Source organism: Streptomyces sp. DT190, assembly GCF_049846985.1.
In the GTDB taxonomy this organism is placed as follows: Bacteria; Actinomycetota; Actinomycetes; order Streptomycetales; family Streptomycetaceae; genus Streptomyces.
The window spans coordinates 1-14,556 of the sequence record NZ_JBNCNM010000040.1 but is presented as its reverse complement, the minus strand read 5'-3'; the positions used below and the strand labels follow the sequence as shown (position 1 = coordinate 14,556).

The 14,556-nt window shown below is 69.9% G+C and carries 18 protein-coding genes; 16 read left to right on the top strand and 2 right to left on the bottom strand.

The window, feature by feature from the left end; translation table 11 throughout:
* The first annotated feature begins 210 nt into the window (after positions 1-210).
* From ACPXCS_RS38650 to ACPXCS_RS38620, 7 genes are all read left to right on the top strand, one after another.
* The gene (locus ACPXCS_RS38650; protein ID WP_425823808.1) at positions 211-2,124 is read left to right on the top strand and encodes a hypothetical protein; all 1,914 of its coding nucleotides are present in this window, start codon (positions 211-213) and stop codon (positions 2,122-2,124) included.
* Positions 2,125-2,260: 136 nt separating this feature from the next.
* Positions 2,261-2,509 (top strand): hypothetical protein, encoded by a 249-nt coding sequence (locus ACPXCS_RS38645; RefSeq protein WP_376620883.1) that lies wholly within the window; start codon positions 2,261-2,263, stop codon positions 2,507-2,509.
* 189 nt (positions 2,510-2,698) lie between these two features.
* Positions 2,699-3,847: a hypothetical protein gene (locus tag ACPXCS_RS38640; protein WP_376620884.1), complete on the top strand. Its 1,149-nt coding sequence runs from the start codon at positions 2,699-2,701 to the stop codon at positions 3,845-3,847.
* Positions 3,848-4,211: 364 nt separating this feature from the next.
* On the top strand, positions 4,212-6,506 hold the full coding sequence (locus tag ACPXCS_RS38635) for a hypothetical protein (RefSeq protein ID WP_425823806.1): 2,295 nt from the start codon (positions 4,212-4,214) through the stop codon (positions 6,504-6,506).
* A gap of 335 nt (positions 6,507-6,841) precedes the next feature.
* Positions 6,842-7,069 carry a hypothetical protein gene (locus ACPXCS_RS38630; protein ID WP_376620886.1) on the top strand — a complete coding sequence of 76 codons (228 nt, stop codon included), beginning with the start codon at positions 6,842-6,844 and terminating at the stop codon, positions 7,067-7,069.
* A gap of 269 nt (positions 7,070-7,338) precedes the next feature.
* A complete protein-coding gene (locus ACPXCS_RS38625; RefSeq protein WP_376620887.1) occupies positions 7,339-7,620 on the top strand; it encodes a hypothetical protein in 282 nt (93 codons plus the stop codon).
* Between the two features lie 89 nt (positions 7,621-7,709).
* The gene (locus ACPXCS_RS38620; protein ID WP_376620888.1) at positions 7,710-8,042 is read left to right on the top strand and encodes a hypothetical protein; all 333 of its coding nucleotides are present in this window, start codon (positions 7,710-7,712) and stop codon (positions 8,040-8,042) included.
* Positions 8,043-8,073: 31 nt separating this feature from the next.
* On the opposite strand, the gene ACPXCS_RS38615 is transcribed toward ACPXCS_RS38620, so the two are convergent.
* A complete protein-coding gene (locus tag ACPXCS_RS38615; protein ID WP_358259693.1) occupies positions 8,074-8,394 on the bottom strand; it encodes a hypothetical protein in 321 nt (106 codons plus the stop codon).
* The gene (locus tag ACPXCS_RS38610) at positions 8,391-8,663 is read right to left on the bottom strand and encodes a hypothetical protein (RefSeq protein ID WP_325749252.1); all 273 of its coding nucleotides are present in this window, start codon (positions 8,661-8,663) and stop codon (positions 8,391-8,393) included. The genes ACPXCS_RS38615 and ACPXCS_RS38610 overlap by 4 nt, the downstream gene beginning before the upstream one ends.
* A 156-nt stretch (positions 8,664-8,819) precedes the next feature.
* Between ACPXCS_RS38610 and ACPXCS_RS38605 the strand changes: the two genes are divergently transcribed.
* The 9 genes from ACPXCS_RS38605 (at position 8,820) to ACPXCS_RS38565 (ending at position 14,473) form a co-directional block, all read left to right on the top strand.
* A complete protein-coding gene (locus ACPXCS_RS38605) occupies positions 8,820-9,119 on the top strand; it encodes a hypothetical protein (RefSeq protein ID WP_425823804.1) in 300 nt (99 codons plus the stop codon).
* A gap of 29 nt (positions 9,120-9,148) precedes the next feature.
* Positions 9,149-9,385, top strand: a complete 237-nt coding sequence (locus tag ACPXCS_RS38600) for a DUF3263 domain-containing protein (protein WP_398689317.1) — start codon at positions 9,149-9,151, stop codon at positions 9,383-9,385.
* A gap of 203 nt (positions 9,386-9,588) precedes the next feature.
* A complete protein-coding gene (locus ACPXCS_RS38595; protein ID WP_413093138.1) occupies positions 9,589-9,852 on the top strand; it encodes a hypothetical protein in 264 nt (87 codons plus the stop codon).
* Between the two features lie 243 nt (positions 9,853-10,095).
* Positions 10,096-11,262, top strand: coding sequence for a hypothetical protein (locus tag ACPXCS_RS38590; RefSeq protein ID WP_413093139.1), 1,167 nt, complete (start codon positions 10,096-10,098; stop codon positions 11,260-11,262).
* A gap of 28 nt (positions 11,263-11,290) precedes the next feature.
* Positions 11,291-11,581 carry a hypothetical protein gene (locus ACPXCS_RS38585; RefSeq protein ID WP_332757046.1) on the top strand — a complete coding sequence of 97 codons (291 nt, stop codon included), beginning with the start codon at positions 11,291-11,293 and terminating at the stop codon, positions 11,579-11,581.
* A 62-nt stretch (positions 11,582-11,643) separates the two neighbouring features.
* The gene (locus ACPXCS_RS38580; RefSeq protein WP_425823802.1) at positions 11,644-12,288 is read left to right on the top strand and encodes a bifunctional DNA primase/polymerase; all 645 of its coding nucleotides are present in this window, start codon (positions 11,644-11,646) and stop codon (positions 12,286-12,288) included.
* A 254-nt stretch (positions 12,289-12,542) separates the two neighbouring features.
* Complete coding sequence (locus ACPXCS_RS38575) at positions 12,543-13,085, top strand: hypothetical protein (protein WP_413093141.1); 543 nt, start codon at positions 12,543-12,545, stop codon at positions 13,083-13,085.
* A gap of 277 nt (positions 13,086-13,362) precedes the next feature.
* Positions 13,363-14,061: a hypothetical protein gene (locus ACPXCS_RS38570; RefSeq protein ID WP_425823800.1), complete on the top strand. Its 699-nt coding sequence runs from the start codon at positions 13,363-13,365 to the stop codon at positions 14,059-14,061.
* A 139-nt stretch (positions 14,062-14,200) separates the two neighbouring features.
* Positions 14,201-14,473, top strand: coding sequence for a hypothetical protein (locus tag ACPXCS_RS38565; RefSeq protein WP_413093143.1), 273 nt, complete (start codon positions 14,201-14,203; stop codon positions 14,471-14,473).
* The last annotated feature ends 83 nt before the right edge of the window (positions 14,474-14,556 follow it).

The window sequence follows — 14,556 nt, the reverse complement described above, 5'->3', positions numbered from 1 at the left end:
CGATCCACGATCCATGTCGGTGGCCAGACGCCACCGACGGCAGCCGGCGGGAGGGTTCCGGCGAGCTCGCGGCGGTGCTGTCCGCGGCGCATCCCAGGCGCCACAAGGCCTTTTCCACCTTCAGATTCTTGGATTCGCGGCGAGTCGTTCCGAGGCCGTGGGCGGTGGCCCAATCAGGGCGCAACGAACCGCCGACTGAAAGGCCCCGCGATGACCGCCCGCACCACAGCGCCCGTGACCTCCCCCTGGGACGACGTGACGCACCCGGCATGGCTTGGCCTGTCGGCTCGTACCGGAGACTGGCTCTCGACCGTCTCGGAACGTGACGACGTGATCGCGGTCGTTCACCCCGGCGCTCCGGAGAGCAAGTACGCCGAGTTCTACCCGGCGCTCGCCGAGGGCCGCTTCGCCCCGGACCAGCTCCTTGAGGGCCAGCCGAACCCGGCGCTGATCGACCCGAACGCGTGGGCCGACCGCTGTGCACACCCGGCGTTCGCCGGTGCCATCGCCCACGAGGCCGCACACGCCAAGCACACCAAGTTCGCTCCCACCCGGCAGCACAGCGCGTCGGCCGTGCGCTGGGCCACGATCCTGGAAGAGCCCCGCATCGAGCACCGGCTGATTCAGGACCGGCCGGGCGACCGTGCGTGGCTGCGGGCCTCAACCCGCCACGTTCTTCTGACCGGTGTCAGCGGCGGGCACGATGACAAGTCGGTGCCGGGCGCAGTGCACCAGGCAGTGCTCATCCTGGGCCGCGCGGCCGGTGGGGTGCTGGACGACGATGAGGTGCAGCCGGTCACCGATCAGGTGACGGGAATCCTCGGTGACGCTGTGATGGCGGAGCTGAACGGCATCTTCCGCGAGCTGTTCGACCTGGACGACGACGACCAGGACGGGCTTCTCGCCCTGGGAGCACGAGTTGCCCGCCTCGCGCAGGACGACGCAGACGACGACCAGCAGAACGGCGAAGAGGGCGGCAGCGGCCAGGGCCAGGGCGGAGAGGGCCAGGGAGGGCAGGGCACCGGCTCCCCGTCGGGAGGCACTGGGCAGGGAGGCTCGGGCGACGCCGAGGACGGGCAGAACGATAGCGATCCGATCACCGTCATGATGCCGTGCGGCGCAGTCACCTGGGGTGACCCCTCCCAGGCCGAGAACGGCAGCGGCGGCAGTGACGGCGACGGCGACGCCGACCAGCAGAGCACCCCGTCTGTGGCTGAGCGCGTTGTCGACCAGATCGCTCGCGCCGCTGTGGAATCGGCGCACGCGAAGATCGCGGTTACCCTCCCGAAGCGGCCGGACTACAGCGGCCACCAGGCTGCGCAGAAGGCTGCGCAGAACGTGTTTACCGGCGGCGGCGTCGGCTTCCGGCAGATCAGGGTTCAGCAGGTTAAGCCCGACGAGAGCCAGCAGCGCCAGGCCCGCGCGCTGCTCAACGCTCTGGGCAAGGCCCAGTACCGGGATGTGAACCGCACGACACGCGCCGTCAGCGCCCCGCCCGGACGCATGGTCATGCGGGAGGTCGTACGCCGCGAGGCGCAGATCCGGGCTCGCACGGAGGTGTCGGCCCTGCCGTGGCAGCGCACCTCTCGCCGTCAGGAGGAGAACCCGCCTCTCACGGTCGGCATCAGCCTGGACGTGTCGGGCTCGATGGGCCCCTGGATCGGGCCGGTTGCCTCGACCGGATGGGCTCTTGCCCACGCCGTGGCGTCTCCGCGTCTGGCGGGCACCGTCGCCTCCGTCGCCTGGAACGGGTACAACCGCTCCGAGATAGCCACAGCCCTGATCAAGCCGGGTAAGCGGCCCCTCACCGTCCCCGTGCCGGTCATGGGCGGCGGCTCTGACGGCTGCGGCCAGTCCCTCTACGCGCTGGACGGTGCGCTGAACCTCACCGGCAAGTCCGGCGCGCGTGTCGCGGTGGTCATCACCGATGGGGACCTGCCCAACACGCCGGATGTGCAGCGGGCGGCCGACCACCTCACCCGCGCGGGCGTGCTGCTGCTGTGGCTGAGCGTCAAGGACGGCGGCTGGGCTCCCAACGGCGCTCACGTCGAGTACCTGAGCGACCCCACGAACTTCGGGCCCATCGTGGGCCGTGCGCTCGCCCGCGCGCTGACCAACGCCTGACCACCCCGAGGGGGCCGCCCGAGCGGCCCCCTCCCCTTCTTTCCGCATTCCTCCAGCCAGTCAGCCGGCGCGGGCTGCGCTGTCCGCTGCGGACGCGACAGTCGGCGGACGGACGCCACGAACAGGAGTAGCCACCGTGACCCCACCCAAGGACCCAGATGCTCCCCGCACTCATGCCCGGCGCCGCCCCGGACTCCTGCGGGGTCAGGGCCGGCACCTGATGAACGCCGGCTACCTCAGCTTCATCGTGTTCGGCGTAGGCGCCCTGACGCTCACGGACTGGGTGCGCGGAGCCGACGGGTGGATCTGGCTGCCCGCCGTGGTGCCCGTGACCTTCGTGATCGTCGGAGCAGCGGTCCAGACCCGCGACGAGCACACCGGCTGACGGCGGCGGACAGGCGCCTTGAGCAGCGCCCGGCCTGTCCTGACACAGGCCGGTGACCAGCTCCAGCCCGCCCTCCGCCGCCCGGCATTCGCGACCAGATGAGCTTCTACCGCCGCGTTCGTAGCTTTCGGCCACGGTCCCGCCTCCGGGCGGCTCCGTGGACCCCGCCGCCAACGACCAGGTAGAGCCATGCCGAACTCTCACGCACGAGCGCTGCGCACCCACGACATCAACGAGGTCTTCGTTCAGGAGCTGAAGGCCCGCGAGGACCAGCTCCGCTCGAACCACGTCTGGATCGCTCCCGTTCTCGACCAGCTCTCCGGTGGCCGCGTGGTCACCCCGCCGCGTCACGTTCCGGCTCGCTTCACCCTTGCGGACCAGGCCGACCTGATCGACGAGGCCTCTCACGTCGGCATCTACCGGATGTGGGCCCGGCGCGGCCGGGTGACGTTCGATGTGAACGAGCACCTGGCCGCCGAGCTGTATCGGTCGACGTACAAGGAGCTGCCCGGCAGGATCTTCGACCACCTGCCTTACATCAATCCGCTGGTCGTCCTCCCGGACCCGTGGCCGATCCGCTACCAGAAGTCGGACGGGCTGGTGAGAGGCTTCTTCGTCCACGGGTACAACCAGATGCCCGAGCGGCAGACGTACACCGACGAAGACATCGAGGGCCTCGGTCTGCTCTTCGTCATCGACCTGCTCGACGACGACACCGGAGAGGTGCGGGACCAGACGTACATACGCCTCCACATCCCCACCGGGCTGCGGCAGTTCACCCTGAAGCAGGCGGTCGGCTTCGCCGCAGCGCGAGCGGAAGCCCGATGGGCGCGCACCCCTGAAGAGAAGCCGGTCCTTGCCCTGTTCGAGGCCCTGCTGAAGCCCGCTCTCAGCATCTTGGTGTACCTGTGCTGCGACAACCGGGACGTCGTCGAACCTCCCGTCGTCAAGCCCACCCGCAAGAAGCGCAAGAGGCCTGCGCCGCGCGACCGGGATCCCTTCTTCGTGGAGGTGGGCTGGCGCGTGGGTCCCCGCCTCCACGCGGCCAGGCGTGCTGCTGGAAGGGTTACGGAAGGCGACGGTGTGCCCTCCGGAGTGCAGCGAGCGCCGCACCAGCGGGCCGGGCACTTCCACCGCTACTGGACCGGCCCGAAGCGGACTCAGGAGGTCACGATGTTCGTCGAACCGCACTGGGTCAACTTCCATCTGCTGCCAGAAGACGTAGACCCGATCACCACGGTCGTCCCGGTGGACCCGCAGCGGCACGATCCGCTCCGCAGGCGCGGTCTGCGGAGCCACACCGGGAAACCGCCGAAGGCGTTCGCGTACGCGGCGTGACCGGCTTACGCCGCCAGCCCCGGGGTTCCTCCCGGGGCTGGCGGCTGTCGAGGACCTGATCTGAGGCGGCTGGCCTGTCCGCCCCACCTCCTCATGCCGTCCCTGCACCCCGCTGGCTCCGCGAGCCGGCGGTGCCCGGGCAAAGGGCCAGCCAGTCGTACCGATCGGAAGGTGAGAACCGCCCGGAACGGCGCCCCGTCCGCAGGCTGCGGACGGGGCGCCTTCTGTGATCGCAGGCGCTGATTCGCCGTGCCGTGCGCACCGGAGGTCCTCCTCGTACCTTCGCTCCCGCCCCGAGGCCGGCCGCGCAGATCGCGGTGCCCGAGGGTCCTGAACCCATTCAATCCGCCCTGGAGCCTTGACCATGTCTGTGCCGACACATACGCCCCGCACGGTCGGCGTGCCTGGCATCGGCACGCTGACCGTCCTCGACACCGTTCTGCCCCACGGGCGGGTCCAGTTCAAGGTCACCGGACCGCACATCAAGGGCACCTTCATCGTGGCCCCGGAGGCCAAGCGAGGTGGCACCGTGCTGCCCACGACGGTCCAGGTGCAGTACGGCGACGGACTCGAGCTGCAGACGTACTACACACCGCGGCCCGACGAGCCCGTCGTCTACCGGGTCGGCGTCCATGGCCACACCGCCGGGCTCGACCCGGATGCCATCCCGACGCGCTACTTCCTGGGCCCGTACGCCGTGGCCTCCGGCCGGACGTTCCTCACCGAGCGACTGCCGGACGGCACCCGTCGACGCACCGAGGCCGTGGTCCGTTGCCTCCTGGAGCTGTGGCGCGACCGCGACGATGTCGCCGAGCTGAAGCTGGCGGCCGCGGTCGCCCGAGCAGACGAGCACGCAAGGTACGAGGAGCAGCAGGCCGACCAGCTCGAGGCCGAGATCCAGAAGGTAACCGCCCAGCGGGTCTCGGCCCGCCGAACGGTCAACCAGCTCACAGGCATCCTGCGCCGGCGGTCAGCCGCTGTCCTTCCGGCCGACCCGACCCCGGTGAAGGTGCCGTTCTTCGACCGTCACGGTCACCAGATGGGCATTCTGACCGTACGGGAGGCCCCCGCCCCGGCCGGCATACGGCCTGGCAGCGTGGTCTACAACGTCCAGGGCGCCAGAGTCGCCGGATCGTTCACCGTGGAGCGCTACCGGTACAGCAGCACCCCCTGGCCCGAAGGGATCAACGTTACGTACGGCGTCCCGACCAGCCGCTACGGCCATGAAGCACGCGACGAACCGACCATCAACACCATTCGACTGAGCGGCGGGTGGAGCAGCAGCGGCGACACGGGACGCATCACCCTCACCACCCCCGACCGGCTGCCGGCCCGCATACGCCTCTCTCCCACCACCGGCTGCTCCGCGCCGGTGGCCACCGAACGACGGGCGTCCGGTGTGCTGCGGGCACTCGCGTTGCGGTACCTCGCGCGGCCGGACGCGGAGGCCCTGCACCTGGCCGCCGCCAAGGACCGCGCCCCGGCGCTCCTCACTGCCACGCGGCAGAAGCTGAAGGAACTGCGCGTACAGCAGCAGAAGCTGACCCGGAAGGCCGCCGAGCACCGCAAGCGCGCCGCGCAGTACCGCGAGCTCCTCGCACCTCCCCGCACACTGCCGGATATCCAGTCGGACCCGTCAAGTGTCCTCGGCTGGGAGGGAGAGGGCGGCGCCGTGCTCGTCGTGCCCGCCCCGCGGCCCGCACCGGTAGCGCCGAAGCGGGCCGAGCCTGTCGAGCGGCTCGTCGACGTGGCGCAGAAAGCTGTAAGGCTGGCCAGCGCGGCGGCTGACGCCGCAGAACGCGCTGTTGCCCGCAGCCGCGGGAGGGACACCGCGCACCTGGACGCGGCCATGTGGGCTGCACACGCCGAGTTCCTGGACGCGCAGAGGTATGCCCAGTGGGTGGCTCAGGACGCTGGGGCGGTGACAGCGTCGACCCTCCGGAACTACGTGAACAGCGCCATCGCGGCGGCCGAGCGGGCGCAGAAGGCCGCCGGGACGGCTTCCACCGCCTCCGAGCTGGCTGAGCTCATCGCCGAGCCGTGGACTCAGGCCATGGCAGACGAGGAAGCTCGCCGGGAACGCGAGCGCCGGGAAGAGGAAGCGCGGTATGAAGCGGAGGAACGCAAGCGCACGGGTATGGATGCCGACAACCGGCACCGGCTGACCATGGCCCGCTACATCGCGGAGAAGCATGTGCCAAAACTCGGCTGGTCCAAGGGCATGGTGTCCGTGATGGAGCAGGCGGCAACCGGGCAGCTGTACCGCCGAGACGGCTCTGCGTGGAACGGCCGGCGCCGTGTGAGCCGGGAGCGGACACTCATGCTGGCGCGGGCGGGGTACCTGTCGGTCGGACGGGGGCAGGACCGGAGGATCCGTGTGACGCCGATGGGCGACACCGCGCTCTTCCTGGTCCGGCTGCACTCCGAAGGCATCCACCCCGACGACAAGACTGCATACGAGGCGCGTTACGTGGTCGCCCGGCGTTTGCGCCGGAACAAGGAAGACACGAAGACGATCGCCAGGAAGCTGCCCCAGATCGACCAGTGGACGCTGCGCCGGTGCGTCCGGCCGGTGACCATCGCCGAGCAGGAGGCGCGCGCGGCGGAGCTCGCCGAGCAGACGTGGGCAGACGAAGGCGGAACTCTCCCAGGATGTTGAACGCCCGCGGCCACGACTCGACAGGCCCGCGGGCCGCCCTCGGCGATCAGTGACGATCGACACCAGCCGTACGGCAAGGGTGCTGACCCCTGGGGAAACCAGACGCAGATCATCGTCCCCAGACGACTCCCGCCGGCCCGGGCGGGGAGCCCGCGCGCTCGACTGAAGCGCGCTGTCCGGCAGTACCTGACACCGACTCGCAGCTGCGGACATGTGCTGCCGGGTATCCGGAAGGGGACTTTCGCGGCGCCGACGGGTCGTCCGCCGAGGCTGCCTACCTTCAGCTCCACAAGACAGCGGCTGATCAAGAGCAGCCCGGACCGAAGGAGCGCCACATGAGCACGGCGACGCTGCAGCCCACTGACGAGGTCGTCATCTCCACCGTGCGGACCCCGGACCTTACCCGCCCGCACCACGTGCTCCCCATCGGTCAGCAGCACATCGACGACCAGGCCCCCATGGGCCGGTGCACCGTGTGCGACACCATCGGCGAGTGGAACGCACTCGTCGACCTGGCGCCTTCCGCGTACGGCTGCCCCGGCCGTCCGCCCTACGGCGCCTGAGGCACCGTCGGAGCGCGGTCCACGTGGACCGCGCTCCACAGGCATGCCCTCCGCTGTCCGCTCGTTTCTGAACCATGGGCACCTGCCTCCCCGCCGCCTGGCACCCGGCCGGGAAGCCCACGGCCCAGCAAGGGCTTCGGCTCGGAACACCTCGCCCCGCTCACCCGCCCTTCAAGCGGCTCTCCCCGGTTTCGCGCGCGCTGAGGAGATCGGGCCATGCGGTGCGAATCTCCACCTCGTCAACGCGACCCGACCCCGGAGGACACATCATGCGTTCGAAGCTCGCCCTGATCCTGGCACTCGGTCTCCTGTGGGCGGCGCTCCCGAGCCTGGGCATGGTCCTCTTCAGCATCGTCTGCTCCGTGATCAGCGCCGTGCTGGTCGTCGTAGCGCTGGTCAAGGCTCACCTGGCCCTTATCTGCTGCATCGGCGCGGTTGCTGTGCTGGCCCGCACGAACCCCACCGCCATTCCCAGGGCGACCCGCTGGCTGGCCCGCGCCATTGCCGACTCCGTCGCGGCCGTCATGCCGCAGAAGACCGACAAGGCCTGACAGCGCCGGGCCCGGCAGGGACGGGATGTCGTCCCTGCCGGGCCCGGGACACCGCCGCTTCCCGATCGAACGGCCCGGCCGAAGGAGAGATGTTGCAGGTCACCGCTACGGTCACGATGACCGATGTCACGCAATACATGATCGTTTCCGGCGCTCCCGCGTACGTGGTGATGGACGGCGCCGACGTGGCATACATCCTCGACCCGGAGGCGGTCGTCATCGAGTACCGCGCACGGCCGGGCGAGGCGGCCTACATGCCGTTCAAAGCCGCCGTGACCGGCTATCGCCTCGGCCCGGAAGGCCGCATCGGTGACGTTCGGGCGTCCGGCTGGCAGATGCTGGGAACCTATGAGCCCGACGAGACGCCGCAGTGGCTGCGAGATCTGGCTGAGCGGCACAGGCCCAGGCACAGCGACCTCTAGACATGGGGCGGCCGCGTGGCGCCGCTCGGCGTCAGTCCGCCCACACGATGCGGAGGATGATCACGAAACGCTGCTTGGCCTGCGCATTCCGCTCCGGATCATGGACCTGGTAGGGGATCACCAAGGAGCCCTCCGCCGCCACCCGGTCCCACTCAGGCCGGCTCGGCGAACGAGTCGACCCTGCCCGGTACGGATCCGCGATGATCCGTCGGATCATCGCGTCGACGGCATCCTGCGGCGTCGGGGCGGCCGGGTGATTGGTCAGCTCCTCGTACTGGGCGCGGGCCTGCTTGGACGGGGCCCACGGCCACGTTCCCGGCGGCTGTGAAGAACGGCCGTCGTTCTCGCTCACTGGCCACTCGCCAGCGACCACGGCTCCGCGAGGTCCAGGTCGCCAGCCATGCCGGCGTCGCTGTCCGAATCCAGCTGCGCATCACGAGCGGTCACCGCCCGAGCCCACCACTTGTCTCTGAAGGCAGCGACGCGCGTGAGGTCCTCCAGGTCGAGGCCGTCGCGTTCGGTCTCGAACGCCGCCACCTGGTCGGCAGGCAGAGCCTCCCGGATTCCGCGCAGCGTCTTGCGGGGGTGCCGCGGTGCCGGCTCTACAGGCTGCGCAGTCATGGAGACCCTCCTTGTCCGGGCGGTGGATCGGTTCACTCCCCGCCAGCAGGCGCGCCTTCGAGGATATGGCCCGCTGGCCCACCCCTTCCAGCGAACGCCACCAGCCGCCCGAATTCGCCAGCTTTCCGAGGATGCGCCCTCTGACGTCTAGCTTCGGTGGCGTCAACCCCGACCAGCCCCACCGACCACTGGGAGCACGCCACCCACATGACCCTCACGATCTACGCCCCCGCCCTCCCCTGCGGCCGGTTTCCCGCTCAGTGCACGAACGACGGCGCCACCGAGCACGCCGCCCACGACTGGAATCTTCCCGGTGCCACCCACGCCGGGTGGCACTGCTACGGCTACAGCACCACCCCCAGCGGCACTCGTGTCGGCTGGGCCGGCGGCACCGAGGAGCCCGGCGGCGCCATGGACCTTTGCCAGAACAACCCCGCCACGCCTGCCGCCAGCTGACGCGGGAGCCCACTACGGGAAGGGAGCTCATGAACGCACTGACCGGCGACGCCCTCCTCGTCCTCGCCTCTGCAACCCATGTCACCGAGCTGGGAGACACCTCCGCGCAGGACGCGTACATCCAAGACCGCCTTGGTCTGCCGACCGCCATGTACTGGAGCGTCCTCCAGGACGTGCTGGACGACCCTTCGGCCACGCAGCATGCCCCGGCAACGATCACAGCCCTGCGGGAACGACACGGACGACACGCGTACCCCACCCCGTGATGACCGTGCTGGTGGTCTGCCTCGCGAAGCAGACCACCAGCACGGTCCGCCGCTGCTGACCGGTTCGCTTCGCAGCATGTCGCTGAGGCACCAAGCAGGACCCCGCCGACCGGAGCGCCCTGATTCGCGTGGGGGCGCTCCCTGAAAGTGGCTGCTCCTAACCTCACCGACGTCCGTTTGCCCAGAGGGAAAGGCCTTCTCGGTTGAACACCATCACCTCCGCAGCATCCTCTGCCGATCCCGTCACTGTCCGCCTCATCCACGCCTCAGGGCACTGGAGCTTGGAGATCTACGACGATCAGCGCACCCGTTTCACCGTCTGCAGCAGGGACGAGGCTTCGCCCGAGCCACCGACCGACACGGCAGCGACGCTGCTGCTGAACACACACAGCGTGCTGGTCCCCGACGGCGCCGTCTGGGCGCACCGGGCACCAGGCATCTTGGAGGTCCGTGCACGCCGGATCTGAAGCGAGCGCGCCCGGGAGCCCTGGCAGAAGCCTGGCTCCCCGGTGGGCTCGCAGGTGCTGCCCGTTTCGCTGACCGCGGGACCTGTCCGGGCCTTCCCCAAGCTGAAGGAGCGGTCGGCGCCCGGGCCTATGCGGATCCGCCTGCCCGTGCGGCGCCGAATTCGCCGCAGCGGCCACCGCGGGGGTGCCCTCTGGTCAGCTCTGGGCACAGGACAGCCCTCCCCGCATCGGAAGAAGCCTTCGATGAGTACAGCCGCACCAGCAGCCGTCCCGCCCATGCCCGCATCAGTCACGCCGGCTGCCGAGCTCGACGACACGTCCATCACGGACGAGATCGCTGCTCTCCTCCAGTGGGACCGACGGCACCTCCTGGCCACCGGTGAAGGACCCCACATACCCCGCGGTGAACCGAGCCGCATCGCCGTCTGCGCTCTCGTCGGTCGACTCAGGGAGCTCGAGCGAGTTCAGAAGCAGCGCGCGGACGACGCCGCGCGGGCGGCGTTCCAGAACCAGGAGATCCAGCGCAAGGCTGACAACCAGGCCCGTGCGAAGTTCGGACCTCTCATCCGCAGCAGCAACGGCTCCTACACGTACGTGGTATCAGCGGACGGCCTCGGTGAGCTCGGCATCGTCAGCCGGCGTGGCGGAGGCAGGAAGTGGCGGTACCAGCGGGCGGGCACCGGTTCTTCCGGCCCGGAGTACGACACACGCCGCGAAGCCGCCGGAGACCTCGTGTGGCTCGGAGACCTTGCCGCTGAATCCGCTGCACGTCAGCAACAGCAGGACGCCGCGCGCACTGCAGTGCCCGAAGGATGGACATGGGGCGACTGGGACGATCTCGGCGAGGACGACATCATCCGTACTCCGATGTACGGACGGGCCGAAGACGGAACGCTGTACCCGCGAGCGTGGCGTCCGGCCGCGGAGGTGCTGGCCGTTACCCGGCTGGGTAACGGCTGCGTAGTCGTGTCCCTGGCCGGCCCCGGGGGCTCGTACGCCGATCCGCTGTTCGTCAGCAGCCAGGACATGAAGGACGTCGGATTCCTCTGGCCCGCCGGTCGTACCCGGCCGGAACCGCGGCCTTACCGCCGCAAGCTCCGGATCCGGATGGCCGACATCGCCGACGACATCGCGACTGTCCAGCGCCGGCTCGGCCCTACGCCCGAGATTCGGAGCCTGGTGGAGTTGGTCGGCCGGCTGGAGCGGGCACGGACGCCCGACCTTTTCGCCGACCTTCGGCGGGTGGAGGCGGGCACTGCGAAGCTCCGGGCACAGGTCAGCGACCACGAACAGTCCTACGAGGTCCAAAGGATCAAGAGCTGGGCGGTAGCCGCCCACATCAAGGCTCAACAGGCCCTCGCAGCGTTCTCCGCAGACCCGGACTTTGCATCGGCGGTGCCGACCGCCTGACTGCCGGAATCCCCGAAAGGTGACTTTCATGCGCTCGAAGCTCGGACTTCTCCTCGCTCTCGGCCTCCTGGCCATCGCCTTCCCCAACGCGACGATGCTGCTCTTCGAGACTCTGTGCATGATCGTCAGTGCTGTGATGATCACGGTCGCGTGGGTGACCGCACACCTGTCGCTCGTGTGCTTCGTCGGCTCCGTGAGCGTGCTCCTCTACTTCTTCCCCGGCACCTTCCGGCGGGCCGCCCAGTGGCTGGGGCGAGCCCTGGCCGATGCCGTGCGCACCGTGTTTCCCCAGCAGACGCAGAGCCCTACCGCCCGATGAAGAGGCCGCGCGGCCGTCAGTGCGACGGCCGCGCGGCTGCCGACGCCAGAAAGCCCTCTACCGTGAGCACCGACCACCCACCCCGACAGACGCTCAAGTCCGCCGCGCTCGCGGCCGCCGCCCGAGGCTGGCGGGTATTCCCACTCCGGCCCGGCACCACCACGCCCGCTGTCCGGAACTGGCAGCAGAAGGCGACCTCCGACACCCACAAGATCAACGCCGCCTGGGACCACGGGCCGTACAACGTCGGACTCGCTCCCTGCCCGTCCGGCCTCCTCGTCCTCGACCTGGTGCCGGCCAACGGGGAACTCCCGCCGCTGCGTCACCGCTCCCCGGGTATCCAGGACGGCGCGGACATCCTGGCCGACCTGACCGACAAAGAGGGAGCGCGGTTCCCCGTCGAGACGTTCTCGGTACTCACGCCCGGACGCGGCCTCCAGCTGTACTTCACCCATCCCCACGGCCGCTGCCCCCAAGCCAGCCTGGGAGCAGACAGCCCGCTGGGCTGGCACGTCGCGATCCGGTCGGCGGACTCGTTCGTTCCTCTGCCGGTCAGCACCACCGCCGAAGGTGCGTACGAGATCGCCCATCCCGGGCGGGTCAGTGCCTGGCCCGACTACCTGGCCCGGAAACTCCCCACCGCTGCCTCGTCCCGTACGTGCCCCGGACGAGCCGCCACGCAGCAGGAAGCTCTACCTATCGGCTGATCAGGCACATCCTCCGGTCTCCCCGGCCCCGGCAGACACCTGCCGGGGCCCTTCTTGTGCCCACAGCCCCCTCAGCCGCCCTGTCCGGCGTCCCACCCGTGAGCGCACACCGCTATGGCGGCCCAACGGGCTGGTTACGACCGCCTCCTGGCCTGTCGGGCAGTCAAATTCGCCGGACCTCTCGTCCTCGCCGGCGCTCTGCGTAGCTTCCGGTCGGCACCCCGCGACCCACCCCGACAGAGAAGGCGACCGCCATGGACACCGACCCGGCAGCAGACGACCACCACGCGGAGACCCGGCAGGCGCTGCGCCGGTGCGGAGACGCCATCGGACTCGAGGCAGCCCGCCAGAACCTTCCGGCAGACCTGTACGTCGCCTTGTTCGGACGCATGCAGGAAGGGCTGCTGCGCGGCATGGTCCACCAGCTCGGAGACGGCGAGCACACCCTCAAGGTCTTCACCGACCTCCCGGGCGACACCCTCGTCATCACCGCACCGACACCCGATCACGACCGTCATCTCGGCCCGGACCTGGCCCGCGCGGCGTTCCTCCTCCTCGCAGCCCACGGCCCGAGCCACTCGGCAGGCATCACCGCCTGCACCGTCCACGCGGACGGACACAGCACCCTCCAGGGATGGGTCGTCCTGGACGGCGTCCCGAAGCCGCTGTCGGCCGACGTACTGCAGACCCTGTGCTCCGTGGGAGGGCAGCTCACCGAAGGCTCGGCGACCGGCGGCCGGATCGACTACGTCAACGCCTTCACGCCGGTCCCCCTGGCCGCAAAGAAGGGGGCCTGAGTGCCTCCCTGCGGCTTCACCCCGCATTGCGGCGACTGCGGGGAAACCGACATCACCCTCAACAGCAACGGCAGGACGACCTGCTGCGACGCCCCCATATGCGAAGGCGCCTCTGACGCCGCCTACCGCAACGACCGGACCACAAGGAAGAACTGACATGCCCGCCCGCTCCAACGACAACGGCAGGTGCACGGAGCCGCGAAGTGTTCACGCTCCCACCCTCGCAGCCGACGCCCGGCCTCTCGTGAAGGGCCGTCACCGCGCCGGTGTCAAGCCCGTGCACGCCAACGGAGAGCCTTGTCCTCACCGGAAGGGCGAGGACTGCCCCGGACGTGAGTACCGGGCCCAGTGCAAGAACGCGGGATGCCACTTCGACAAGCAGTTGGATGCCCGCGTCCAGCTCGAGTTCGTGCGTGACACTAGCGCCTGCCCGACGCGCCCCTCCTCGGCTGACACGGACGCCGCCGGCGCCGCGAACGAAGAGGAGGGCGCAGAACCGGTCGACGAGAAGCCACAGCAGGCGGCGCCGCAACTTCCGCTGCAACCGCAGATCCGTAAGACCGGGCCCGCATCCCAGCCCTACCGACTCACCTGCCCCGAGCAGGGTTGTGGCCGTCTTGGTGACTACGCCACCCGGCGGATGGCATCGGATGCCTTCGGAGAGCACGTCGACCTCGTACATCCTGCACTCACCCCGCTGGACCTGATCCGCAGCGTCGTACAGCTTGAGGGAGACGGCGACGGCCGGTGGACTGTGGGCGACCTGTCCGGTCACCGCTATACGGTGCGGCGCATCGGCGAGAACACCTTCCGGGTCGACGTGGACGGTCGGGCGGTCACCGTCGTGGCCCCCCTGGCGACCCTGGAGCGGGCCCGGCTCTGTATCGCTCAGCTCGCCCGAATCGTCCACGGGCCCCGGGCGGAAGCCGCCCGCATCCAGCTTCTGCGTGAGGAAAGGGCAACGGCGACAAGCTGAGCAGCAGCCGGCTGCTCGGGATTCGCGCGCGCTCCGTAGGCACCCAGCCTCCGGCATACGTTCCCCGGCGTCACCACAGACCGGCCAACGAGCGCCGAGACGGGCGCCGTCCCCAACCGACCGAGAGAAGACCACATCCATGCGCACGATCGACACCAGCGACGAGCTCCTCATCAGCCGCCTGCGCGAACGGCTCACCGACGTTCGCTACTACGGCCTCGACAACGAGTACGCCGGAAAGGCGGTGCTCTCGGGCACGGCCTGGAAGGCTCTGGACGAGCCCGGCGCGCGCCTCGTGGAGGTGAACGCGCTGCTCGGCATTTACAAGATCATCCTCGACGACCACCGCTGGTATCAGCTTCGTCCCGCTGTCGAGTTCGAGCCTCTGCCGCCGGTCGTCCAGGCCGCCTGATCCACGCCGGGCGGGGCCCCCCCGGGGGGCGGGGCCCCCCCGGCGAAAACCCCCCCCCCCCCAGCCCCGGGGGCCCCCCCCCG